This is a genomic window from Arthrobacter sp. fls2-241-R2A-172, from assembly GCF_030208885.1.
Classification (GTDB): Bacteria; Actinomycetota; Actinomycetes; order Actinomycetales; family Micrococcaceae; genus Arthrobacter.
The window spans coordinates 72,128-97,209 of record NZ_JARVTB010000002.1 but is presented as its reverse complement, the minus strand read 5'-3'; the positions used below and the strand labels follow the sequence as shown (position 1 = coordinate 97,209).

At 63.8% G+C, this 25,082-nt stretch carries 17 protein-coding genes and 1 tRNA gene; 4 read left to right on the top strand and 14 right to left on the bottom strand.

What is annotated here, in order from left to right; translation table 11 throughout:
- Positions 1 to 81: 81 nt before the first annotated feature.
- The 3 genes from QRM57_RS03325 to QRM57_RS03315 all read right to left on the bottom strand — a co-directional run bounded on the left by QRM57_RS03325 (position 82) and on the right by QRM57_RS03315 (position 3,553).
- A complete protein-coding gene (locus QRM57_RS03325) occupies positions 82 to 1,242 on the bottom strand; it encodes a fatty acid desaturase family protein (protein WP_257368220.1) in 1,161 nt (386 codons plus the stop codon).
- 13 nt (positions 1,243 to 1,255) lie between these two features.
- A complete protein-coding gene (locus QRM57_RS03320) occupies positions 1,256 to 2,320 on the bottom strand; it encodes a ferredoxin reductase (RefSeq protein WP_257368221.1) in 1,065 nt (354 codons plus the stop codon).
- A 189-nt stretch (positions 2,321 to 2,509) separates the two neighbouring features.
- Complete coding sequence (locus QRM57_RS03315) at positions 2,510 to 3,553, bottom strand: NAD(P)-dependent alcohol dehydrogenase (protein ID WP_257368222.1); 1,044 nt, start codon at positions 3,551 to 3,553, stop codon at positions 2,510 to 2,512.
- A 193-nt stretch (positions 3,554 to 3,746) separates the two neighbouring features.
- On the opposite strand from QRM57_RS03315, the gene QRM57_RS03310 reads away from it, so the two are divergent.
- Both QRM57_RS03310 and QRM57_RS03305 read left to right on the top strand, forming a co-directional pair.
- Positions 3,747 to 4,355: a TetR/AcrR family transcriptional regulator gene (locus QRM57_RS03310; protein WP_257368223.1), complete on the top strand. Its 609-nt coding sequence runs from the start codon at positions 3,747 to 3,749 to the stop codon at positions 4,353 to 4,355.
- 105 nt (positions 4,356 to 4,460) lie between these two features.
- Positions 4,461 to 6,053, top strand: coding sequence for a long-chain-fatty-acid--CoA ligase (locus QRM57_RS03305; RefSeq protein ID WP_257368224.1), 1,593 nt, complete (start codon positions 4,461 to 4,463; stop codon positions 6,051 to 6,053).
- Positions 6,054 to 6,119: 66 nt separating this feature from the next.
- Here QRM57_RS03305 and QRM57_RS03300 read toward each other — a convergent pair whose 3' ends face one another.
- The 4 genes from QRM57_RS03300 to QRM57_RS03285 form a co-directional block, all read right to left on the bottom strand.
- Positions 6,120 to 7,151, bottom strand: a complete 1,032-nt coding sequence (locus QRM57_RS03300) for an aldo/keto reductase (RefSeq protein WP_257368225.1) — start codon at positions 7,149 to 7,151, stop codon at positions 6,120 to 6,122.
- Between the two features lie 129 nt (positions 7,152 to 7,280).
- On the bottom strand, positions 7,281 to 9,077 hold the full coding sequence (gene selB, locus QRM57_RS03295; protein WP_257368226.1) for a selenocysteine-specific translation elongation factor: 1,797 nt from the start codon (positions 9,075 to 9,077) through the stop codon (positions 7,281 to 7,283).
- A gap of 3 nt (positions 9,078 to 9,080) precedes the next feature.
- A complete protein-coding gene (selA, locus tag QRM57_RS03290) occupies positions 9,081 to 10,409 on the bottom strand; it encodes an L-seryl-tRNA(Sec) selenium transferase (RefSeq protein ID WP_257368227.1) in 1,329 nt (442 codons plus the stop codon).
- Between the two features lie 39 nt (positions 10,410 to 10,448).
- A tRNA-Sec gene (locus tag QRM57_RS03285) sits at positions 10,449 to 10,543 on the bottom strand.
- A gap of 43 nt (positions 10,544 to 10,586) precedes the next feature.
- On the opposite strand from QRM57_RS03285, the gene selD reads away from it, so the two are divergent.
- On the top strand, positions 10,587 to 11,612 hold the full coding sequence (selD, locus tag QRM57_RS03280; RefSeq protein ID WP_284985591.1) for a selenide, water dikinase SelD: 1,026 nt from the start codon (positions 10,587 to 10,589) through the stop codon (positions 11,610 to 11,612).
- 15 nt (positions 11,613 to 11,627) lie between these two features.
- Here the strand turns inward: selD and nrfD are convergent, their stop codons facing one another.
- The 3 genes from nrfD to fdh are packed head-to-tail and all read right to left on the bottom strand — an operon-like array spanning position 11,628 to position 17,035.
- Positions 11,628 to 12,719 carry an NrfD/PsrC family molybdoenzyme membrane anchor subunit gene (nrfD, locus tag QRM57_RS03275; RefSeq protein ID WP_257368229.1) on the bottom strand — a complete coding sequence of 364 codons (1,092 nt, stop codon included), beginning with the start codon at positions 12,717 to 12,719 and terminating at the stop codon, positions 11,628 to 11,630.
- Positions 12,716 to 13,726, bottom strand: a complete 1,011-nt coding sequence (locus QRM57_RS03270) for a 4Fe-4S dicluster domain-containing protein (protein WP_257368230.1) — start codon at positions 13,724 to 13,726, stop codon at positions 12,716 to 12,718. The genes nrfD and QRM57_RS03270 overlap by 4 nt, the downstream gene beginning before the upstream one ends.
- The gene (gene fdh, locus QRM57_RS03265; protein ID WP_284985590.1) at positions 13,727 to 17,035 is read right to left on the bottom strand and encodes a formate dehydrogenase; all 3,309 of its coding nucleotides are present in this window, start codon (positions 17,033 to 17,035) and stop codon (positions 13,727 to 13,729) included.
- A gap of 127 nt (positions 17,036 to 17,162) precedes the next feature.
- Here fdh and QRM57_RS03260 point away from each other — a divergent pair, with 127 nt between their 5' ends.
- A complete protein-coding gene (locus QRM57_RS03260) occupies positions 17,163 to 17,615 on the top strand; it encodes a rhodanese-like domain-containing protein (protein WP_284985589.1) in 453 nt (150 codons plus the stop codon).
- Positions 17,616 to 17,636: 21 nt separating this feature from the next.
- Here the strand turns inward: QRM57_RS03260 and QRM57_RS03255 are convergent, their stop codons facing one another.
- From QRM57_RS03255 to QRM57_RS03240, 4 genes are all read right to left on the bottom strand, one after another.
- On the bottom strand, positions 17,637 to 20,981 hold the full coding sequence (locus QRM57_RS03255; RefSeq protein ID WP_284985588.1) for a galactose oxidase-like domain-containing protein: 3,345 nt from the start codon (positions 20,979 to 20,981) through the stop codon (positions 17,637 to 17,639).
- A 232-nt stretch (positions 20,982 to 21,213) separates the two neighbouring features.
- Positions 21,214 to 21,963 carry an ABC transporter permease gene (locus QRM57_RS03250; RefSeq protein ID WP_257368234.1) on the bottom strand — a complete coding sequence of 250 codons (750 nt, stop codon included), beginning with the start codon at positions 21,961 to 21,963 and terminating at the stop codon, positions 21,214 to 21,216.
- An 86-nt stretch (positions 21,964 to 22,049) separates the two neighbouring features.
- Positions 22,050 to 24,632, bottom strand: a complete 2,583-nt coding sequence (locus tag QRM57_RS03245) for a bifunctional lysylphosphatidylglycerol flippase/synthetase MprF (protein ID WP_284985587.1) — start codon at positions 24,630 to 24,632, stop codon at positions 22,050 to 22,052.
- A 99-nt stretch (positions 24,633 to 24,731) separates the two neighbouring features.
- Positions 24,732 to 24,998 (bottom strand): hypothetical protein, encoded by a 267-nt coding sequence (locus QRM57_RS03240; protein ID WP_284985586.1) that lies wholly within the window; start codon positions 24,996 to 24,998, stop codon positions 24,732 to 24,734.
- Positions 24,999 to 25,082: the final 84 nt, after the last annotated feature.

The window sequence follows — 25,082 nt, the reverse complement described above, 5'->3', positions numbered from 1 at the left end:
ACGCGCTAGAGCCTCACGAATTCGAACTAACCCTCATCGCCTGGGCAATGGAAGGGATGCAGGGCAGCTAGCGATTCTGCTCTAACGCTGTGGCGGAAGAGCGAGCTTGAAGACTTTGGCCCACGCTGAGCCAACCTGCTTCAACAGCGGCCCCGTGGTGTACTTCAGGCCGTAACGATCGCAGATTTCGCGGACCTTCGGTGCAATCTCTGAGTACCTGTTCGAGGGAAGGTCCGGGAAGAGGTGGTGCTCGATCTGATGTGAAAGGTTTCCGGTCATGAGATGCATAAACCGCGGGCCTGAGATGTTCGCGGATCCGATCATCTGACGTACATACCAGTCGCCCCGGGTTTCGCCTTCGACCATTTCCTCGGTAAAAGTATCCGTACCTTCGGGGAAGTGGCCACAAAAAATGACTGCGTGGGCCCAGACGTTGCGTACGGCGTTGGCCACGAGGGTGCCGTAGAGGGCTTGCTTCCCGGAGCCCGTGAGCATGGCCAAAGCGGGGGTGGCCGCATAGTCCTTCGCGAACTGCTTGGCGGCCTTACGACCCAGTGCCTTGAGGTCCTTGACCATCGCCTCTTTGGACTTCAGGCCCTCCTTGTACTCGGGGATTTCCAGGTCGTAGATGGCGATACCCCATTCGAAGACGGGCGCCAGCAGGGCGTTATAGAGGGGGTTGCCCAGGTTGAAGGGCTTCCATTCCTGATCAGGGTCCATCCGCAGAAGGTTGTACCCGACGTCGCGGTCTTTGCCTATCACGTTGGTCCAGCGGTGGTGAAGATCGTTGTGCGTGTGCTGCCACGAGCGCGATGGGGTGACGAAGTCCCATTCCCAGGTGGTGGAGTGGATGTCCGGATCGCGCATCCAGTCCCACTGTCCATGGAGGATGTTGTGCCCCAGCTCCATGTTTTCAAGGATCTTGGCCGCGCTTAGGAGGGCTGTTCCAGTGACCCACGCGCCCTTGTTCCTGCTGACGAGCAGCGCCGCCCGACCGGAAACTTCCAGACCCCGCTGGATCTTGATCATGCGCCTGATGTAGGCCGAATCGCTGGAGCCGCGCTTGGCCAGGATCCCGTCGCGGATAGCGTCGAGCTCGCGTCCCAATTCGGCCACTTGCTCGTCACTCAAGTGCGCAGCCGCCGGAGGACGCATCGTGGGTCGACCCGCCTCGGCAAGGGCGCCGGGCCGCGTTTTGAGCCCGACGGCGGTGGCGGGGTTTTTGGCCGAAGCTACTGACATGCGGTGGTACTCCTCAGAGCTTGAGATTGACGGGCCCGGCGGCAGCCGAGACACAGGTTTGGATGAGTTCACCCGGTTCGCCACGCACCTCACCGGTACGCAGGTCGCGGACGCTGCCGGAAAGCAGCGGAGTGAGACAGCTATGGCAAATCCCCATGCGGCAGCCACTGGGCATGAGGATGCCCGCATCCTCCCCGACGTCAAGGAGGGGCACGCCGCCGTCGGCCATGACCTCGCGGTCCGATGTTTCAAAGATGACCAAGCCGCCCTCACTTCCGTCCCGCCCTTTGAGCTCGACATGGAACCGCTCAATGGTCAGCGAGCCCGCTGTAGCTTCCTGTGCTGCCTGGTTCCAGAGGGCTTCGGCATCGTCCAGAAAGCTCTCAGGGCCGCAGGCGTAGGCGGTTCTGTCCTGCCAGTCAGGGCAAATGCGCTCAAGTTCAGCCGGAGTCGCCAAGCTCAGGCGTCCACGGCCACCCGTTTGCCACTGCACCACGCGGAAACTGGGAAACTGATCAGCGAGCTCGAACAGTTCCTCTCGAAAAATACTGTCATCCTCCCCGCGGGAGGAATGAATCAGGACAACGTCGGCGTCGGGTCGTCCGGGGACGAGGGTCCGAATCATCGACATGACGGGAGTGATGCCGCTTCCGGCAGTAAGCATGAGCAGGGAACGCGGATGCTCAGGCAAGACGAAGTCGCCTTGTGGCGGGGCCAGGAAAAGGATGTCACCAACCTTGGTCTCACGAACCAGAACACGGGACACCGACCCCACGTCCGTGACAGTGATGGCTGGGTCCTGACCGGCCGGCGCGCTCAGGGAATATGATCGCCAGTGCCGCACCCCATTGAGCTCTACGCCGATCCTCGCCCACTGGCCCGCGAGGTGGGCGTGCCAGCCACGGCCGGGACGGAAGAAAATGGTGACTGACTGCGCAGTTTCCTGAACCACTCTGGTGACGACCCCGCGCAACTGGCGCGATGAGTAGACCGGGTTGAACAACGCCAGGACGTCTTCCGGGGCCAGCGGCGTGGTCAAAACCGAGGCGATGCGGGCCAGTGACCGGAAGTTGAACATGGACTACTCTCCGCAACAGGGAAATAAGAATCCCGACCATGCCGGTCAGGATCCCTCCTACTCAATATCATAAGCATACTTATGATAAGTCCCCCAAAGCCGCGCTGGAATGTGCGGAAAGCCCCCCGGAAGGGTCTTTCAACATTACCAAGAAGGAGCGGGGTCCCCAACCGTGCCGGCTCGGGACTACTACTGGTGCGGGACTACTACCGCCCGGGCGCTCAGCTGCCCGTCGGCGAGTTTGCGGTAGGCCGAGAGACCGTCCTCGAGGCTGAAGGTTTCTACTTCGGGGACGATCTGCCCCGCACGGTACATATCCACTACTTCATGGAGTTCCTCGATGGTGCCCCAATACGTGTTGGTGATGGTGGATTCATAAGGCGTGTTGAAGAAAGTCCACTCATGCAGGCCGCCGGCAATTCCGACGACGGTCAACCGGCCACCCTGGGCCATGGAACCGGTGGCTGTGGCGATCGTCGGGGTCACCCCGACAAAGTCGAACGCAGCGTCCACGCCGCGTCCGCCGGTGATTTCACGGATCCGGGAAATCTGGTCGGGACCGCCTGGAACCGTCAAGGCCCCCGCCGCCTCGGCCTTGGTCATCGCTTCGGGCTTCATATCGGTGGCAATGATGGTTGCGCCAGTCAGTGCCCGGAGGATCTGGACGGCGATCTGACCCAAGCCTCCCAGCCCCACCACCAGCGCGAACCGGCCACCTCCATTCAGGTGTGGCAGCGCCTTCTTAATGGCGTGGTACGGGGTCAGCGCTGCATCTGCAAGCGGTGCCGCAGCGATGGGGTCTGCATCTCCAAGCGGGATCAGGTTGCGGACGGGAACCGTGACGTATTCCGCCATTCCGCCATCGCGACCCAAACCTATGCCAAGGTATGGGTTGGTCGCAGCGTTCTCGCAGTAAGTGTCCTGCCCGCGGGAGCACGCCTTGCAATGCCCACAACCGATGGGCCCGTAGACCAGATACGCGTCACCTACCTCGATACCCTCAACACCGGCACCCAACTCCTCGACCCAGCCCGAGTTCTCGTGCCCCAGCACAAAGCCCTTGGTGATATTCCCCGGGACCTCGGCGGTGAAGTCCTGGAAAATACTGACGTCCGAATGGCAAGCACCTGCGCCCGCTACCTTCAACAGCACTTCGCCTGGCCCTGGTACGGGCCGGGCCACGTCCTCCAGAACGGGGAACTGCTTCCATTCTTTGAATACGATCGCACGCATCTAATGTCCTTCTTGTCTGTGTCGCGTCTCTTTGTTGCGTCTATCAAGGGACTGCAAATCCGCCGCCGACGGCCTTCGGTGCGATGAATCGGCGCAACTATCCGACATCTGTTGGATAGTTAGAACGGTACGCTTGAGTCGTCCGAATTTCCACCGCCGGAGGGCAAGATCACGGAGGAGTGTGACCTGAATAATGCTGGAACCGAAACAGTCCGCCGAGACAGCTTCCAGTGACCCCCGGGCCCTGCGTAGCCGGGAAAAGCTTTCTTCGGCCATCCTTGACCTCGCGGCCGGGCACGACGCCGGAACACTGTCCGCGGGGCAGGTCGCCGCCACCGCCGGGGTCAACAGATCAACGTTCTACCAGCACGCCGCCTCTCCCGCAGCGCTTCTCCGGCAGGTTCTGTCCGAAGAGCTGGACACCCTCCGCGAAACCCACCTCAGCGGGCCGGGAGACATTGGCCCGGCCATCGTCGCAGTCACCGCCGATGTTGCCAGGCACGTGGACCGGCACCGCGACGTCTACCGCCGGGGCCTGGTTACCGACTCGGGCACCGGAGCGCTGCACGCGATGCTGGGATCCCACTTTGAGGCATCTGTCCGCCTGCTGCTCGCCCGTCGTGCCATCGAAATACCGGCACCGGGCGGCCGCGAAGTCCCACCATCCATGGTTGCCCGGTACATCGCCTACGGCGTGGTGGGCGCCTTGGAGTCGCGCCTCCTGGAAACCCCGCCGCGGCCCGTGGACGAATTCCTCGACGACCTGCGCGAGCTTCTTCCGGACTGGTGGCCCATCGGCTGAGCAACCCAGCTCCTCACGTGTTAGATTCACGGGCATGCCCAACGATTCCTCCCCTGATCCTCAAGGCATAACCAGCGGCCACCTTCATCAAGCAAGGACACGACCATGACAAACACGCCAGCCAATGACGGCTTCGGCACCATTACTGTTGCAGCCATACTGGCCGAGTCCGCCGCCCGCCACCCTGAGTCCGTCGCGATTATCGTGGAAGACGAGGAAACAACCTACGGACAACTCTGGAAAGAAACACTGTCCTATGCCGGGGCCCTGCGTGCCCGGGGCATAGGACCGGGAGACCCCGTTGCGCTCCTCATCCCCAACGTTGCCGACTTCGCCCGCGCCTATTATGCGGTCCTGGCCCTTGGCGGAATCGTGGTTCCCGTCCATGCGCTTCTTAAGGCGCGTGAAATTGAGTACGCCTTGCGTGACAGCGGAGCCAAGCTGCTGATCTGTGCTGCACCGCTGATGACCGAGGGCGTCCCGGGGGCGGCGGGAGCCGACGTCGACGTGCTGACGGTGATGGCGACAGACGCCGCCGACGGCACCCCGCGGCTGGAAGCCGAAGCCGCCGCCGCGGAGCCGATACGAGGGTACGTTCCGCGTAGGCCACAGGACACCGCGACCATCCTTTATACCTCCGGAACCACAGGGAAACCGAAAGGTGCCCTCGGCACGCACTTCGCCCTGATGGAACAGGTCAACGTGCTACTGTCGGACACCTTCGACCTCCGGGCGGGCGACAAGATCTTCGGTGGCCTTCCCCTCTTCCACACCTTCGGCCAGACCTGCGTGCTCAACGCCGGCCTGCGTGCCGGTGCCACGATCATCATGTGCCCGAGGTTCACCGGGCCCGCTGCGTTGGATCTGGTGCACAAACACGAGATCACGGTCTTCTTTGGCGTGCCAACCATGTACGTTGCCCTGCTGGAGGCGGCCAAGGCCAACCCGGGACGCCCTGAAGCGCTGCGCTACGGAATCTCGGGCGGTTCGTCACTTCCGGTCGCCGTACTGGAGAAATTCCGTGAAGCGTTCGGGGCCCAAATCTACGAGGGCTACGGCTTGACCGAAACCTCTCCTGTGGCCAGCTTTAACCACGTGGGCGTAAGTCCGCGACCAGGGACCATCGGCACTCCCATATGGGGCGTGGAAATCGAGATCGCCCGCCCCGAGATCATCGACAGCATCGAATTCCTGCCCCGGGGCGAACTCGGAGAACTCGTGGTCCGCGGGCACAATCTTTTCAAGGGTTACCTGAACCGGCCAGACGCTACGGCTGAAGCGGTGGTGGATGGCTGGTTCCGCACTGGAGACCTTGGCATCAAGGACGACGACGGTTACCTGCGGATACTGGACCGCACCAAGGACATGATCATCCGCAATGGCTACAACGTCTACCCACGCGAGATTGAAGAGATCCTGAGCCAACATCCCGATGTCGTCAGCGCCGCTGTCTTCGGTGTTCCGCATGAGATGCAGGGGCAGGAAATAGCCGCCGCAATTGTGCGGACCCCCAACAGCACCACCACTGCAGAAGAACTGATCAGCTTCGCCAAGGATCGACTGGCTGCCTACAAATACCCGCGCATTATCGAACTTCTGCCGGAACTGCCTCTTGGCCCCAGCGGCAAGATCCTCAAGCGGGAACTGGCCGCCACATATAAGGGGAACACATCCGCCGCAGGAGCTGATGCGGAATAAACAACGACACTCTGAGCTACATCGAATATGACGTCCTGGTCGGTGCGATCACTCCCGACCCCGCCGTTACCTGCCGCCTTCGATCTTCCGGCTGCGCTGTTCATCGGCCATGGGCCCGTAGGGATAAACCCCGACGCGCGGCTGGCTGGCATGGGTCAGACGCTCAGTTTCGTCGGACGTGAGTTCAAGGTCAGCAGCGGCAAGGTTGTCCATCAATTGGTCAACAGTACGGGCACCCAGGATCACGGACGTCACGGCTGGCCTATCCACCAACCAAGCCAGCGCGACCTGCGAGGCGCTCACGCCGTGGTCAGCGGCAATCTGTCCTACGACTCCAACAATGTCCCACGTGCGCGGGTCATCGTTGCGGGCCTGCCATGCTTCCATGCCCCGTGTGGGGTTCTCCCCCAACCGGGTCGCGCCAACAGGCGGCTCATCGCGCTTGTACTTCCCGGACAGCCAGCCGCCACCAAGCGGAGACCACGGAAGCAGGCCTATCTTCGCATCGAGGGACGCCGGCACGATCTCACTCTCGATCCCGCGAACCAGCAGGCTGTACTGCGGTTGGAGGGTTACGGGCGCGTTCCAGCCATGGGCCCTGGCCACGTGGACAGCCTTGGTCAATTGCCATCCGAGGAAGTTCGAGAATCCGTAGTAGGCGATCTTGCCGCTACTGACAGCGTCATGCAGGAAACGAAGGGTCTCTTCCAGTGGGGTGAGGGGGTCCCACGCATGCATTTGATAGAGATCAATCTGCTCCACTCCGAGGCGGCGGAGGGAATCGTCCAAGGCCTTGGTCAGGTGGCGGCGGGATGTGCCCACGTCGTTCGGCGCCTTGCCCATGGGGAAGCGTCCCTTGGTGGCCAAAACAACCAGGTCGCGTTGCTCCGGCCGGCGCGAAAGCCATCGTCCGATGATTTCCTCCGACGTGCCGGCACTGTAAACGTCGGCTGTGTCGATGAAGTTGCCGCCCGCGGCAACATAGTTGTCCAGGATGGCGTGTGACGTTTCCTCCGTGGCTTCGGCTCCAAACGTCATTGTTCCGAGCGCGTAGTTCGATACCACTGCCCCGCTGTTACCTAGTGTGCGATACTGCATAACTCTCCTCTGCTCTCGGGCGGAGTGTTCCGGCTGGAGTCGACGATACCCACTTCGCACGGCCTGGTCAGCAGGTTTTCCTGTCCCTGTTCTTCCTAGGACGCTGAGTCCTACCTTGGGAGCAGCGGGTCAGCGCACCACTTTGCGATGGCCTGCGTCCAGGCGCTCTGTCCAGCCGCGTGAATCCAGATATTCCAGCAGCGGGACCGCGATCCGGCGTGTCGTGTCCAGTGCTTGGCGTGCCTGGCTCGTGGTGAAGGGCTGGTCAAGGCGGGCAAGCGTTCGCATCGCAAGGGCCGGCGCCGTCGGGAGCAGCACGACACCGTCGCCCAACCTCAGGAGGCGACCCTTGCGTTCCGCAGCAGCGAGTTCGCGTGCGCCGAGACCCAACGCGGCCAGTTCATCGGATTCGGGTGCGCGGAATGCGTCCGCCCCCATCCTGGCCTCCAGCGTGGCGACGGCCTCCTCGATGGGGCCAAGATTGTCCCCGCTGCCGGGCAGGTGGATGTGTCCGCCATCCTGTTCCAAAGCGGCACCGTGGATGACATCGGAAAGCAGCCTTCCGTCCGGCAGCATGAGCAAGTCCCGCGCTGCTCCCATGGAAAGACCCGGGGCCAGGGGATCGCGTTCCTGCAACAGCTCGACGGACGCGCGCAGGCGACGCTGCCATGCCTCGAAAACCGGGACATGCACCCACCAGCCATTCAAAACTTTGACTCCCTGCGGGGCTTCCGAGTCGGGGCCGGCCACGAGCCCAAGCTTGTGCAACTGCTGCACCTGGACAGCTCCGCGGGCTGCCACCTCACCCAACACGTCTCCGGCGGGATCCATGCCTGCGAGGCGCTCAGCCCAGCGGGCGCCATCGCCGCGTCGCCGCAGGGCAGGCGGGTTTGCATCGAGGATACGCGCACCGCCCAGCACCGAACGGCTCCCGGGGTCCCGCAATACGAGGCGGTCGCCGAGCACAAGGGGCAGTTCCCTGTCGAGGACGAGTCGGGCGTGGTCAGCCCCAAAGGGACGCAACCGTGCCGGCACCGACGCGGTGCCGACGTGCACAGTGAGCTGCTCCGGAGTCGCTGTGTACTCCACTCCGGTGGTGCGTTGGATGCCGATAACCGAAGTGGTGGGCCAGGCGTCGGGAGTAAGCAGTGCGTCGCCACGACGAATGTCCGTGGCGGCGACGTCGCGAAGATTCAACGCCACCCGGCTGACCGGCTCCACGGACGGGCGGGCCGTGTCACGGCTCTGCAAGCCACGGACGACGACGGGCCGGGAACCGGCGTGGCCGACCAGGTCCAGCACGTCTCCCTGGGTCACTGTTCCGGCTGCCAGGGTACCGGTCACCACTGTTCCGGAACCGGTGATGGTGAACGAGCGGTCCACCCACAACCGAACCCGCCCAGTCACTGGAGGAGCAGGCACCCGCGCCAGGACTTCGTCCAGCGCGGCACGCAAATCATCCAGGCCAGTCCCGTCAATGGCGGAAACTGCTACTGCGGGCGCATCCTGCAGACCTGTTGCAGCCAACTCGATACGGGTTTTGGAGAGGACTTCTGAGATCCGCGCGGCGGATGCCCTGTCCGCGCGGCTGAGGACCACGACCCCGTTGTGGATGCCGAGGGCAGCAACTGCATCGCGGTGGTCGCTGGATTGCGCTTGCCAGCCTTCGTCAGCAGCAACGACGAAGCAGACCACCGGCGCCGGCCCGATTCCCGCGAGCATGTTCCCGAGGAAGCGCTCGTGGCCGGGTACGTCCACGAATGCCACTTCCTGTCCGGACGGCAGGGTGGTCCATGCATAACCCAGGTCGATGGTCAGCCCACGGCGGCGCTCCTCTTCCCAGCGGTCCGGTTCCATGCCGGTGAGGGCGCGGACCAGGGTGCTTTTGCCGGAATCGACGTGGCCAGCGGTGGCAATGACGTGCATTTCTCAGCCCTGCCCAGCGGACTGACCCGCCCGGACCGACAAGGCCTGCCGTGCCGCGGCGAGAATCCGGTGGTCATCGGCAGCGGGAATGCAGCGTAGGTCAACAAGGCAGGCACCGTCGTGGACACGCGGCAGGACGGCCGGATTTCCGGTCCGCAAAAGGACTGCGAGGTCGGCAGGGAGCTGCAGCGCCCATCCCGGCAAGGGAACTCCGGGAGCGCCGCCACCCCCCACCCGGCCGTCATGGGCCACGACTGGCACGCCGAGGGATTGTGCCAGCTTGTCAGTTCGGCGCCGCAGTTGCTTGACGTCGGCGTGCAGTGCCTGGACAACCGGTGGTGGTCCGCCCGCAAGAGTCGCCTCGAGGGCGGCGAGAGCGAGCTTGTCCGCACGAACGGCGCGCGCCAGCGGATGGCGTGCCAACCGTTCAATGATCTCCCTGCGGCCCAGCAGCAATCCTGCCTGGGGGCCGCCCAAAAGTTTGTCACCGCTGGCGATGACGACGTCGGCCCCGGCCGCCAAAGCCGAAGCAACATCGGGTTCATCGGGCAGTTGGGAATCGGGGGCCAACAGCCCGCTGCCGAGGTCGGCCACAAGCGGGACTGCGTTTGCCCTTGTCACCGTGCCCAGGTCCTCCAGCGCTACTGTCGAGGTGAATCCCTCCACCCGGAAGTTGCTCGGGTGCACCTTTAGCACGCAACCGGTGTCCGGGCTGAGGGCACCCTCATAATCGCGCAGGTGGGTCCTGTTCGTGGTGCCTACTTCGCGAAGCCTTGCACCCGTTGACTCAATCAGGTCGGACAACCGGAAACCGGCACCGATCTCGACAAATTCCCCACGACTGACCACCACTTCGCGGCCGGCGGCGAGCGCCGTGGTGGCCAGTACCAACGCCGCCGCTCCGTTGTTCACTACCAGTGCATCCTCGGCGGCCGGACAGGCCGACAGCAGAGCGTTCCTGGCACCGGCTCCACGGCGCGACCGGCTGCCGTCCGTCAGGTCCAGCTCCACGTCGACATAGCCACTGGCGGTGACCACGGCTTCGACCGCATCAGCGGAAAGGGGCGCGCGCCCGAGGTTCGTATGGACGATCACTCCGGTGGCATTCAGGACGGGGCGAACGCTGGTCACCTTGTGTCCAGCGACGGCGGCCAGCAGGGTCGGCTCCACGTCCGACGGCGGGAGCTCGCCGCGCCGGGCCCGGTCCTGGACGTTGCGAACGATTCGGCGGATAACGTGTTCGCTCAAGCGGTGGCGGGCTTCGACGACGGCCGGCAGCGCAAGCAGGTCATTCGTACGTGGAATCATTCTGCGGGGATCTACGTGGTCCACGGCGGCTCCTCGCTTCACGGCAACTGCACGGCGGTGCTTTGGCGGTGGCGGACGGGAATCGAACCCGCCAAGCCGAGATACTCAGCCTCACCGGTTTTGAAGACCGGGGGGCCCACCAGGACCCGGACGCCACCGCGCCTCAATATAGCAGGTTGCTTACGAGGGTACGCTGAACGGGTGAATGAGACCCAGGCCACAACAAACGACGTCGAGCAGGGAACCGATGGAGGGCTCCGGCTCACCGACTACGCCCACGGCGGGGGTTGCGCATGCAAAATTCCGCCAGGGGAACTCGAAGATGCTGTCCGCGGCCTGATCGGCCAACCGGGCGCGGACGTTTTGGTCGGCTTGGACAGCGGGGACGACGCGGCTGCGGTCTTGGTGCGCGAGGACCTTGCAGTCCTCTCCACCGCCGACTTCTTCACCCCTGTGGTCAACGACGCTTTTGACTGGGGCCGGATCGCAGCCGCCAACGCCCTCTCGGACATCTACGCCATGGGAGGTCGCCCGATCACGGCCATCAACCTGATCGGCTGGCCCCGCGGGGTTTTGCCGATCGAAGTCATGACCGAAGTCCTCCGCGGAGGCCTGAGTGTCGCATCCCAGGCAGGGTGTCCCGTCCTGGGCGGACACTCAATCGACGATCCGGAGCCGAAGTACGGCATGGCCGTGACCGGCGTCGCCCATCCCGAGCAGCTGCTCCGCAACGATGCCGCCCGGCCCGGGCTGCCCATCACGCTGACCAAGCCGCTCGGCGTCGGACTTCTCAACAACCGTCATAAGAAGACTGGCGAGGTGTTCCCTGAAGCTGTGGAGATGATGGCGGCCCTTAACCGTGAAGCGTCCGAGGCCGCAGTGGCGGCAGGCCTTCGCGCGGCAACCGACGTGACCGGTTTTGGCTTGCTGGGCCACCTGCACAAGATGGTCCGGGCCTCGGGCATTGGGGCGGTGATCGACGTCAAGGCGGTGCCCCTGCTCGATGGTTCGCTGGAAGCCCTGCGGGACGGTTTTGTGTCCGGCGGAACCCGTCGCAACCTCGAATGGGTGCGGCCACATCTAGGTTCGGCGGGAACCGTCACTGAAGACGATCTCCTGCTTCTGGCCGACGCCCAAACCTCCGGCGGACTGTTGGTAATCGGCGAATTGCCCGGGTACCCGGTGATTGGCCACACCACGGCGGGTCGGGGCATCGAGATCCGCTAACGTGCCGGGGAAGCACTACCTGGCTGTGGTGATCGCGTCATCGGTCACGCCGGCAGCACGGCGCGCCGCCAGTCGGTTCTTCTGCGGCTCAATCGTGTAGCGCGGATCCCGGGCCGAGGCCAGACCTGCCTCGAACACCCCGAACCGTGTGAGCGCTGAGGCGGCAAGCAACGCAAGCCCCGACGCCGCGGCAACCGCACGGTTGCGGCCGGCCAGTAAGGCTCCCAGGCCACCACCGAGTGCCAGCCGCTCGCTCCATGTGAGCATGGTCCCGGCCTTGCCCAGGTGCAGCGGCTCCGCGGCCACAGGATCCATCCGGTGTTCCATCACCTTCATTGCTGCCAGATCGCCCAGGACGCCCAGCACTGCGAGCTTCCGGGCAGGACCGGCCTCGTGGACCGGTGTGGTGACCATGGCCAGCCCCGCCGATGCCAGACAGGCAGAACTCACGAAAACAAACGGCAATTCCTCGTGCGCAGCGTTCCACGTCGGGGTCGCGGTGTCCCCCAGCAGGACAGCCGTGTACGCCGCAAGCGGACCCGCGAACACCGCCGCCTCAAACCCTGCGGGCCCCTCAACAGCCTGTAGTGCCTTCCGCAACGGACCCAGGGGGATCCGGCAGCCAGTCATCCGATCAATCTCGGCGGCCGCCACGACGGCGGTCCCCGCACCGAAAGCGCTCAGGATCCACGAACCCACGCTCATCGGCGAAGTTACCTTGAAGGTACGCAGCATATTAAGGAAACGCTCGGGCCTGCCGAGGTCCTTCACCAACGCGCCGGCACCCAGGCTCAGTGCTGCCAAGGCACCCAGCCGGGCATTGCGGCGCAGAATCGGCCGCCCGGTGAGCTGTCCACCCAGGCCAAGGAGGGCCGAACCCCCTGCGACGCCACCAAGGAACAAGTAAAGAGCGACGTCCTCGCCCCACGGCGCCGGTTTGACCACTGGACGGCCATAGTAGGAGGTGAATTCAGCTTCCGGAACCATGGGCATTTCCCGGGAGCCGTCACCGTTCTCCCGACGACGGCGGGTGCCGGGTTTGCCGTCCGCCCCTCGGCGTCGGGCAGGCCCGGAGGGGCGGAGGTTGTCGAACTCAGACAGGGTCACGCGCGTCCTCCAAGGAAAGCCAGGGCAGCCGCCGCGGCCATACCAGCGACCGCAAGCCCGGCCCGGCGATACATCGTGGGCAGATCTGCAGTCGGCACGCGGGGATCCGGCGGAAGTCCATAAACTTCAGGTTCGTCCAGCAAGAGGAAGACCGATCCGGTTCCGCCGACGCCGTCGTTTTCGTTGGCACCGTACAGCCTGGCTTCCGTTAGGCCCTTGGCGTGGAGGTCGGCCACGCGTTCCTTGGCGGTCTCCACCATGGCGTCGTGGTCACCAAACTTGATGGACGTCGTCGGGCAGGCTTTGGCGCAGGCGGGTGTCTGGTCATCCACCAGCCGGTCGTAGCACAGCGTGCATTTCTGGGCGATGCCTGCATTGGGAACCGCGGGATGTTCGTCGTGCTGGTCTTCCCTGCTGGTTGCCACTTTGACCGTACCGTTGCTGCGGCGCTCGATAACCCCGAACGGGCAGCCGGCCACGCAGGTTCCGCAGCCGTTGCAGACGTCGTCCTGTACCACCACGGTCCCGAACTCGGTGCGGAACAGGGCTCCGGTGGGGCAGACGTCAAGGCAACCGGCGTGCGTGCAGTGCTTGCAGACATCCGAAGACATCAGCCACCGGAAGTCAGCAGTGTCAGGCGGTGTGGTGTCCGCTTCAGCGGGATCACTGGAATCCGGCGCAGCCGGGGCGGGAGGACCGATGCGCGGCATGCCCAGGTTGACCAGGGCGCGGCCGGACTCTCTTGCTTGGGTGATGCGTTCCTGGCCCTGCTCGATGAAGGCGACATGTCGCCATGTGCTGGCACCCAGTGATCCGGTGTTGTCGTAAGAGGACCCGAGGAGTTCCAGGTTCCCGTCCTGCGGGTTGTGGTTCCACTCCTTGCAGGCGACTTCGCAGGCCTTGCAACCGATACAAATGGAGGTGTCGGTGAAGAACCCCTTGCGTGGATGGTTGTGCTCCCAATGGGCATCGGTGGTGGGGTCGGTCGGTCCGGACAACTGGCCCATCTAGTCCTCCAATGTCGGGTCGACGCCTTCGGCCGACGGGTTTGTCACGGCGGCGTTGCCGGTCTCCATGGTCACTCCTGCCCGCTCCCGGTATTCGGCAACCAGGGCGAGGAGTTCCTCGCCGCGGGGCCGGCGCCCGGGGCGGATGTCGCACGAGGCAACCTTTGATTCCTGGATCTGGACATTCGGATCCAGGGTTACGCCCAGCAGATCATTGGCCGCATCACCGCTGACGACGGCGTTGTTTCCGACGCCCCAGTGGTAGGGCAGCCCGATCTGATGCACCGTGTGGCCACCGACCTTGAGGGGCACCATCCGATCGGTAACCAGCACCTTCGCCTCGATGGCGGAGCGCGGCGAAATGATCGTGGCCCAGCCGTAAGGTTCCAGTCCCCGTTCAGCCGCAAGTTCAGGCGAGACCTCGCAGAACATCTCCGGTTGCAGTTCGGACAGGTAGGGCAGCCACCGGCTCATCCCGCCTGCCGTGTGGTGCTCAGTGAGGCGGTATGTCGTGAACACGTAAGGGTAGATGTCGGCGCCCTTGGTCCCGGCGCTCGGCGCACTCGGGTTGTCCGCGCGGGGGAACACCAACCGGGCGGGGCTTTGCTGCTGCGGGTAGAGCGCGTTGGCCACCGGCGATTCCTGTGCCTCGTAGTGGGTAGGCAGGGGCCCGTCCAAGAGTCCTTTGGGGGCGAAAAGCCAGCCCTTGCCGTCGGCCTGCATGATGAAGGGATCGTCTCCGCTCAGTGCCTCAGGGCCGCCGACGGAGGGGTCGGGATGGCTCCCTGGCGCACGGTCAACCGGGAAGTCGGGCACATCGTCTCCGATCCATTTGCCCTGGTCCTGATCCCACCAGATGTATTTTTTGCGCTCGCTCCACGGTTTACCAGCGGGGTCCGCAGATGCCCGGTTATAGAGGATCCTGCGGTTGGCCGGCCATGCCCAGCCCCATTCCGGGGCGGCCGGGCCTTGTTCCTGGCCCGGTTTGCGGTTGGCGGCGTGGTTGACGCCGTCGGCATAGACACCGGTGTAGATCCAGCAGCCTGCCGCCGTGGAACCGTCGGCACGAAGTTCGGTGTAGGCGGAGAGTGGTGCGCCCGCGTCGGGGCCATCAAGGTGACGGCCGTTAATCTCCGCAAGTACCGCTTCGGGGTCCGGATCACCGTGCTTGTCCGTGGGATAGTCCCACGTCAGGTCGAGCAGCGGCCGGTCCCGTTCGTCGTCGGAATCGGCGAGCTTTTCCCGGATCCGTTGGCCGAGTTCAAAGAAGAACTGCAGCTCGCTCTGGCATTCACCCGGCGGCGCCACAGCCTTGTGCCGCCACTGGAGCAGCCTCTGGGTCTGCGTAAACGACCCCGCCTTCTCCACATGCGTTGCGGCCGGAAGGAAGAACACCTCCGTCTCAATGTCCTCGGTGCGCAACTCCCCCGATTCGATCTCCGGACCGTCCTTCCACCAGGTCGCCGACTCGATGAGGTTCAGGTCGCGCACCACCATCCACTTCAAGTGGGCCATTGCCAGGCGTTGCATTCGGCCATGGGCCGAACCTACTGCGGGATTTTGTCCGAGAAGGAAGTAGCCTTCCACCTCGTCGTCCAGCATGCCCATGACTGTTTCGTAGGTGCCGTGTGCTCCCGTCAGCCGGGGAAGATAGTCATAGGCCCAGTCATTATCCGCGTTCGCTGCCTCGCCCCACCACGCTTTAAGCAGGCTGATGGTGTATGCATCGGCGTTCGCCCAGTAGCCCTTCTGTTGTTTGGACCCAATCGTTGCCAGATACTCGTCAAGGCTGTCGTGGCGACCCGCGCTGGGCATCGGCAGATACCCGGGAAGCAGGTTGAACAGGGTGGGAATGTCCGTGGAGCCCTGGATGCTGGCATGGCCCCGCAAGGCCATGATCCCGCCGCCCGGGCGCCCCATATTTCCAAGCAGGAGTTGCAGGATGGCGGCGGCCCGGATGAACTGTGCGCCCAAGGAGTGCTGGGTCCAACCCACGGCGTAGGCGAAACACGTGGTCCGGTCGCGTCCCGAGTTTTCCGTGATGGCGCGCGCCAAAAACTCGAAGTCCGCCACGCTGATGCCGCACATGTCCTGCACCATCTCAGCGGTGTAGCGGGCATAATGCCGCTTCACAATCTGGAAGACGGTCCGGGGATCCTGCAGGGTGTCGTCACGCTGAACCTCTGCATGCTCCAAGGGCGGTCCACCACTGCCATAGCTGTGGCCGGCGGCCCGGGCGGTCGCGTCGGCTCCGTGTTCGGAACCGGGACCGGGTTCGTCAATGGCTCCCTCCCCCCGTTCGGCATACCCCCACGACGAGGTATCGTAGGCGCCCTTCCCGGCATCGAAGCCGGAGAACAACCCGCCGAGGTCTTCGGCATCACGGTAATCGTCATGCACCAGTGTTGCCGCATTGGTGTATGCGCCCACGTACTCCTTAAACCAAAGGTCGTTGGAGATGACGTAGTTGATCAGGGCACCCAAGAGCACAACATCAGAGCCTGCCCGGATGGGAATGTGCTTATCGGAGACCGCCGAGGTCCGCGTGAACCGCGGGTCAACGTGGATAACTTTGGCTCCCCGGGCCTTCGCCTCCGCTACCCACTGATAACCCACGGGATGACACTCGGCCATGTTGGACCCCTGGATGACAATACAGTCGGCGTTGGCCATGTCCTGCAGTGATTGCGTAGCACCACCGCGTCCAAATGAGGCTCCCAAACTGGGAACCGTGGCGGAGTGTCATATGCGGGCCTGGTTCTCGACCTGCACCGCCCCCGCAGCCGTGAACAGCTTCTTGATGAGGTAGTTTTCTTCGTTGTCCAAGGTAGCGCCGCCCAGTGAAGCTATGCCCATGGTGCGGCGCAGCAGTCGGCCCTCACTGTCGTTCTGCTGCCATGTCCTGCGGCGTGTCTCGATGAACCTGTCCGCGATCATCTCGACGGCGGTACCCAAGTCCAGGCGTTCCCACTCGGTGGACCGGGGTGCCCGGTAAAGTACTTTGGTCTGGCGGCCGGGCGAGTTGACCAGCTGTTCACTGGCGGAACCCTTGGGGCACAAACGGCCGCGGGAGATGGGCGAATCCGGGTCGCCCTCGATCTGGACAACTTTCTCGTCCTTGACATAGACGCGCTGGCCACACCCTACCGCGCAGTACGGGCAGATGCTTTGGACCACCCGGTCAGCAGTGGTTGTTCGCGCAGTTATTGCTTTGGTCTTGGCCGATGTGACCGCAGGCCCACGGCCAAACAGGTCGCCCGTACTCAGTTGACGGACGACCGGCCATTGAAGAAAACTTCTCGGCGCCATTTCTGGAGCATAGCCCAAACCACTGCGGCAGCAACAGGACCAACACCCCGGCGCCGCTAACCCTTTTTCCGCTGTGTTTCGTTTAATGGTGGAAGGCGCACCGGACGGCAGCAATTGGAGGAAGACCATGACGCAGCGGGATATTCCCGACGACGAACATGCATCGGGCCCGGGGGGTTTGGCCCCAACCGACGTCCCCGGGCCTCTGACGATTGACCAGCTACTCGCTGAGAGCCGCCTTGGATTGGACCGGGTTCACCCTGGGGATCTCGAGCGGGAGATCGAGGAGGGCGCCCTGGTTGTTGATACACGGCCGGTCGATCAAAGGGACCGCGACGGTGAGCTCCCGGGAGCGGTGGTCATAGACCGGAACGTTCTCGAATGGCGACTCGATCCATCCAGCCCGCACCGTATCCCGGGCGCCGGGGATGCCGCCCGGCGGATCGTCGTCGTCTGCAATGAGGGCTACAGTTCCAGCCTTGCCGCGCACACCCTGCAACGGTTGGGGCTGGCCCAGGCGACAGACCTTATCGGCGGTTTCCAAGCCTGGGCGGCACTGAAGCGCACCGAATCCACGTGATCGAGCACCGCAGTCCGGCGGTTATGGTGCGGCACGAATCTCAATGACTGCGAGGTTCCAGCGGTCCGTTGTCGGTGAGGTGTCATTGATCGTCACAGCCGTGCCATTGGTTGGGGTGGCGGAGTTCTGGCGCTGAACCCAGTAGGTGTCGCCCGCTGGCGCCAGGTACTGGTCGACGAGGGTCTGATTGGGCCCTGCCGTGCGGGCTATCGGGTTGGACCAGTCCGTACCGACGCCCCAGACCCAGGAGCCGGCCCTCGTGGTGGTCAGGGTGGCAGTTGGCGCGCCGGAGGCGGCGTTTGCGCCCAGTGTTGCGCCCGTTGCGATATCGGCTCCCCGGAAGGCGACAACCGACATGGCGGCCTGCCAGCTTCCCGAGGCCTGCGTGGCGGTGACGGTCGCATTCGAGAGCGGTCCGGGGGCGACGGCTTGCCAGATTTCTGCGGTTCCAGGCTGTGTATTGGACCTTTGTCGGAGTGTCCAACTGAGCCCTCCGCCGGAGACGGAACTGATGCTTGCCGAATTCGCGGAGTTCGGACCGTCCGAACTGACGAAGGCAAGGAGGAGTTCATTGGAGCCCGTGGTTGTTACACCCGGAGCGCTGATGGTCGACGTACTGGTTCCTTGGTGGACGGAGACGATTTTGTCGACCGTGATTCCACTGCCCGCAGCAACGGCCTGCGCCGTCGCAGTGTTCGACGGCGGGCTGACGTTGCCTGCCGCGTCGACGGCGGCAACCGTATAGGTGTACGTCGTCCCGGCGAGCACCGAAGTGTCGCTGTAACTGGTGGACGCCGAGCTCCCGACTAATGTTCCGTCGCGCGAAACCCGGTACGAGGTGACCCCTACGTTGTCCGTGCCGGCCGTCCACGTCAAGGCGATCTGTCCCGCAGACGCTGACGCAGACAGGTTCGTCGGAGCCGTTGGAGGGGTGGTGTCCTGGCTCGGCGCTGACAATCGGATCATTCCGGCCGTGGACGGAACGCCATTGCCGTCAACGATCGAGAGCAGGTAATACCCCGGAGGGGCGTAGTTGCCGTTGGCCGGCATTTGGACGTTGAGGCCACCGGCGGCCTGCGAGAAGCCCAGGTTCATGGCTACCGCGTTCTGGTCGAAGGCATGGGTCACGGATCCCGTCTTGATCAGTGACACGGATTGGATCCGCGCCCCATCAGGGGTGCCGATGAACGCCGTCGAACTGTACTGGGCACTGCCCGGTACGCTGGATATGCTCGGCCGCGGACCTTTGAAAAGGTATGGCGGCGAGTAGATCTGGTAGCTCTTCTGGTCCGCAACGCCTGTATCGCCGCCGCTGCCTGATACGAACACCCTGCCGTCCGGAAGCAGGACGGCCACCGAGTGGTAGAGGCGGGGAACGGACATCGGTGCCACGGTGCTCCACGTTCCGGCGGTCGGTTGCCAGATCTCGGCCGGCATCACGGCCTTGCTGATGTCCTGGCCCGATTTGTCGGTCCCCCCTCCTGTCGCAAGGACCGTGCCATCGGGCAGGTTCGTCAAATTCACGAAGCTGCGCGGGAAAGCCATCGACGCTGTCGCCTGCCAGGCTGGGCTTTGCGCGTTCATGTCCAAGGTGTAGGCGGTATTGCTGGACTGGCCCGTGAATCCACCGTCTGCGGCAGATCCGGCCTTGATGAACTTGCCCGGCGCGTAGTTCGCGATCGAAGCGGCATCCAGGACGCGGGCGTCAACGGTGGCCCATTGCTGCGTGGAGATGTTGAGGGCAAGGCTCGATGTAGCTTGTTCAGAGGCTCCGGCCTGGAGGATGCGGCCGTCGGGCAACTGATAGATGAAGGGGTAGTACGGAATATTCCGGTTCGCTCCCGGCAGGTCGGTCCAGGAGTTCGTGGTGGGTGAATAGACCTCCGGGATGGTCACGATGTCTGTCGAGTTCGTGTTCGCACCCGAGGTCACAAGGACCCGGCCGTCAGCCAACGTCGTCGCCGTCGGATACCACCGTGGGTGGTTCATGGGAGCCAGGCTTTGCCAGGTTTCCGTGGTGGGGTCGAACGCCGTGACATCGCGGATCCCCAGCCCGCCGCTTGTCGCCGTCCCACCGACGACGAGGATACGTCCGTCAGGCAGGACCGCCTGCCCTGCGCAGAAGAGGTCAACTGCTGCGCTGGGCACCTGGGTGTAGTTACCTGTTACGGGATCGAGGAGGTATTGCTGGCCGCCTTGGGAGAAGTCGCCCTGCCAGGTAAGGACCTTGCCCGTGGGCGTCAGCGCTGCGTGGATGGACACCTCAGGCCAAGCCACGACAGGTCCCCACGAGCCAACCACGGATGGGTCCGTGCCGGAGCCGGCCGTGGTGAAGGCCGCATCGCCCGAGACGGCGAGGTTGCCCGCAGCGTCCGCGGATTTCACCCTGTAGTGGTAGAGGGTGCCCGCCGACAGCCCGGACAATGCCGCCGAGTGGGTGGTCTGAAGCGTGGGATCCTGAACTGTGTTTTGGCCGTAAGCCGCAGTCGTGCCGTATTCCACCTGCGTGCTGGAAGCCTCGTCCGTAGTCCAGGTGATGGTTGCGCCACTCGTACTGGGTGTGCCGGCTGACACACCCGAAATCACGGGCGGAGTGGTGTCCCCTGTTGCTGGCGCGGCCGGAAGAATTTCGATGACGGAGAGGTTCCACCGGTCAGTCGTCGGTGCCGTGTCATTGATTGCCACGACGGTAGGGGGCGCTTGGGCCGTCACAGCGGTTTGGCGCTGGACCCAGAAGGAATCGCCTTGGTTTGAGAGGTACTCATCGACCTTGGTCTGGCCGGCGCCGACAGTGCGGGCCACGGCTTTGTCCCAGTCGTTTCCCACTCCCCACACCCACGAGCCCGCGCGGGTTGTGGTCAGGGAAGCGCTTGGAGCCCCTGTGGTGGCATTCCCTGTTCCGACGGCGCCGTCGGTCGCCACATCGGCGCCGGCGAAGGTGACCACCGTCATTGAGGACTGGAACGCGCCTGCGTTGGTGGCGGTGACCGTTGCGTTCGTCAGCAGGTTCGGTGCGACGGCTTGCCAGATCTCAGCCGTGCCCCACTGGGTGTTTGTGCGTTTGCGTAGCCGCCAGGAGAGGCCGCCACCGGCGACGGAGACGAAGGACTCTCCCCCAGTGGTTTTCGGCCCATCGGACATCAGGAATGCAACGAGGAGTTCATTCGGCTGGCTTGTGGTGAAGGCGGGCGACACAATCCGCGTCGAAGGTGTGCTCTGGTGCGTGCTGACAATCCGGTCAGTTGCCAGCGGAACGGCTGCCGCTGCGGAGCCGGCAGCGGGGAGCAGACCCAAGACGGAGCCTGCGACGGCAAGGGAGAGGCTCGCCAGCAGAACGAGCGCCCGGGAGGAAAAGATGCGTAGCATGGTTGGTCACACGTTGCTCTCCTGACGGTTCGCAAGGAAACGCATCACCCATCGGGCGGAGACCATGCGTTCAGAACGGGTGAAACCCTGACGGCGGCAGTTAGCCGCGTGAAGCGCCGGGCCAGGTAGGCGGCAGATGGAAAGACCCTCCTGAGCCGGCTCCACAGTCGAAGAATAACTGCGTGAGAGCGGTCTTAGCAATGAGAGTTGGTAAGACCATTCCCCAATCTGTTCATCGATCCAATGGAGCAGGACGTGTACGGACGTTCGCACGGGAAGCGACGACCGAGACTGCGGTGATTGCGCCGGTGGCCATGATCCCCGCCAGGACCACAATCTGGAACCGTCCTGCTTCCAGCGGCGAGACACCGCCGAATATGGCACCGACAAAAGCACCCGGCAGAGTCACCAAACCCGTTGTCTTGGTCTGGTCAATCGAAGGTATCAAAGCGGAATATACGGCGCTGCGGGCCAAGTCCAACGTGGCTTGACGGGGAGTCGCACCCAACGCCAGCCACCCCTCAACTTCCTCCCAGTGGTCATTGACCGCCCCGGTGAATCGGCGACCGGCCAAGACCGCCGTGGTCATTGAATTGCCGATGATGATCCCACCGATGGCCAGCGCATAGCGAGGGGTCAACTCAATCGCACCAGAGGCGAAAATGATGCCCATGCTGACCCCGATCCCCAAACTCATGGAGGCCCCAACACGACGAAGGTTTCGCCAGTTCCAGCCAAGACGCCGGGCAGCAGTTATCCCCGCGACGCTGAACATGACCAACAGCGCCAAAGCAACGAACGTGGAGTTGGTGATCACACCGCTGAGAATGACACTGATGGCCGCGAGCTGGACTGCCCCTCGCAGGATTGCCATCGCCGGAGCCCACCGATGGGGCACTCCGTACCCGCCAAGGACTCCCCACGTCACTGCTGCGAGGAGGACGACGCCGAGAATCGTGCCCCAGAAGGCCACAGTTGTCATCCGCCCAGCCTATAGAGGGACGGCCATCGCCACGGGGCAATGCGCGGGACAATCAAGCCGCCGGACCTCCTCCTGTGCACTCCTGTTCATGGCCGCGAACGCAGGGACCGTCGCACCCGGGAAACTACCGACTGCAGGAGGGTCCGGGCGAGCGAGAGCCCCTGTTCGAAGCCCACCTCCGGCAGGTAGGCGCGGGTAACGGCGCTGCCGATGGTCGGCAACGCGGCCGGATCGGGATAAACCATGTACAGCGGAACGTAACGGGGCTGGAATTTGGACTTGAAGCCAAGCAATGAGCGGAATCCATAAATGGGTTCAAGAGTGGATCCGAGTCCTTCAAGGAACCTGTCCATGGCGTTCGGGGAGGGGCCCGGTCCAGTCCCGCCGTCACTGGGTGGGGGTGGCGCCAGCGGGGCTCCTGACAGGCTGATGAACGCGTATCCTTCGTCCCGCAACGTGACGGCTGCGGAGGCTATGAGGAACTCGGCGCTGGCGCGCATGGCCGTGCTTCGCCTGCGGATCACATCCAACGTCCAGCCGACGACGACGCCGTCACTGTAGACAGGGAGCCATGAGGTCACTGCGTGCACTCTTTTGTCCTTATCAATGGCCACAAGACAACGAACTTCGGGATCGTCGAGCTCATCAAGGCTTCCGAGTGTGAAACCCATTTCGGGGATTTTTTTGTCCGCGACCCACTCTTCGGAGATTTCCTGGATTTGTGCTTGAACGCCTCGTGGCGCGGCTTTGTACGTAGTCCACTGAGCCTGGACACCGGCTTTCGCGGCGTTGTTCATTGCCGTCCGGATGTCCTGGAACTTCTTTCCTTTGAAGGTGACCTGGTCCAGGTCGAGGATGGTTTCCTGCGCGACAGGGACACCCGCCCAACCTCTGGCGGTGGCATGGTCTTTCAGATTCTGGGGCACGGAATAGAAGCACGGGCTCCAGCCGTTCGCGGTTGCGTGGACCGAGAATTCGTCGAACGTTTTTTCCTGGTCCGCCCTGGGGCCGACCGGTGGGCCCAGAGTCAGGGCGACACCGCCGATCACCCGATAGGCCACGAAACTGTGGCCGTCCGAAGTGAACCAGTACCTGTTCCCCGGCCAGGTGGTCATCCACGACAACGTTCCCCCGCTCTGGGTCTTGATGATGGCCCGTGCCCGATCTTCGTCCAGGCTGTGCCGGTTGTGGGCCGGCCTGAGGAAGGTCCGGAGCAGGGCGGCTCCCGTCACGGCCCAGAAAACGATGCCCACACCCTCGTACACAGCCACCGCTCCGGGGCTCAGTGGTACGAACGCCGGAGTCAGGTCGAACATATAACCCAGAGGCAGGAACCGGTCAGGAATGTCAGCCAGAATCCCGGCCAACCCGGGCTGCGGATTGAAATCCTGGGCCATGGCCGACGCCGCAGCCACGTATGTCAAGGCCAGGACCGCCGCCAGCCCCACGACGAAAACAGCCAGACGGCGGTAGGTCCCCCTCGGAGCGCGGACTGTAAACAATTTCCGTCGGGTCAGCAGAAGCACCGCGAGCAGCAGGGGCAGCAACAACGGCAGAACAAGGGCAAACGGATGCCCATAACCGGCGGCATCCACCGCAGTCATACTCTCTGCTGCAGCGGTATCCGGAGCTGAGGGCTGCAAAACCGCAACGATGGTAGCCACAGCCATGGCGGAAAGTGCTGCTTGAATGAGCAGGGTTCCCGCCCAAGCGAACCGGCGTCCGCGACGCAACCCGTCGGCAAACAAGAGCAGCAGGAACGACGGAAGGACCGCCATGAAAGTGCCGCCCGCTCCGGCCCGCAATTGCAAACCAGCGGCAGCACAGTCCCTGGCCAGGGCGGGGTACGCGCAAAGCGTCTGCAATGTCTCAGGGTCCACCGGTTGGAGGTTGGTCAAGAGAAAGCGAAGAACCGACAAGGGACCTACCGCGTGGGGCGCCAGACCGGCTACGACCGGCCCGATGGCCGTAACAGCGACGAGGAGCGCAATCAGCACCCGGCGTTCATGCCGGGAACTTACAGGATGCGGCGTTACCGGTCTACGTCCCGAGAGTACTGGTCCTACAAGAGCTCCCACGGTAGCGGCGAAGAGCCGTACCAAGTCGGCGAAACCACCGTTGTACAAAGCCAGCAGCAGGAGCAGGGCAAACACGCCCAATCGTATTCGGCGCCGCCATAGCGTCGTCATGGATGCGGTGGACGCCATCAGGACGGCGCAAACCAACGCGCTGGGGCCGGCAAAAGCGTTTCCACCAATTTGGCCAACCCAATCCCCCATCACGCCAGCCGCCACGGCCACGAACCCCATCGCGGCAGCAACTCCCACCACATGGCCCGCGGCCGCAGCCACGGCGAACCGGCGGCTGCCGATGCGGCGTTCCACCGGGACGCCTACTCCCAACAACAGCAGTATTCCGATCACGGCACTTGTCGGGTTGCGAGCCCAGAAAGCCGAACTCAGCAGCACCCACCAATGCTCGGGGAAAGACCGCGCTGTCGCGCCCAGGGGTACCCGCGAACCGTCACCGAACCCACCAAAAACTGCTGCCAAAATCCCGATAAGAAGGACGCAGCCAATGCTGACCGGGGCACCGGCGACGCTGGCCACGAGCTGGCCCAAACGACGGCGCTCTTGGGGCGCCACTGCAGCACCGTCCAAGTGCGTCATTACGGGCTTCCTCTCCGGGAACGGGGATGCAGACCGTGGCACCCGTCCCGCGCCAGGACGCCCCGGCCGAGCGGCGCGGACCAATCCGGCGCCACCTTGCTATTCCATCACAGGAACCTCGGAGGATGACGAAGTCCGGGGCTCTCTGGCCTGCTGCGCATCCGCAGCGGGAGCCTCCGTCCGGGACTGAAGGATGGCAGATTCAATCCTCAGGCAACAACCCATGAACACGAGAAGCGAGCCAACAACCAGCGGCCAAAGGACAAATGAGCCGGTCAGGAAGGACTGGATTGCAATGACGACGAATCCGATGAGGATGGCAAACGAACCGTTGCGTTGCGTGCTGATAGTGGTCGAAGAAGCCAAATGCGGTTCCCTTTCGAAGTGTTCAACAATGGAAGCTGTCCGGCCTCCGTTGCCCAGCCTGATTGACCTCAAAGTCTAGTGTGG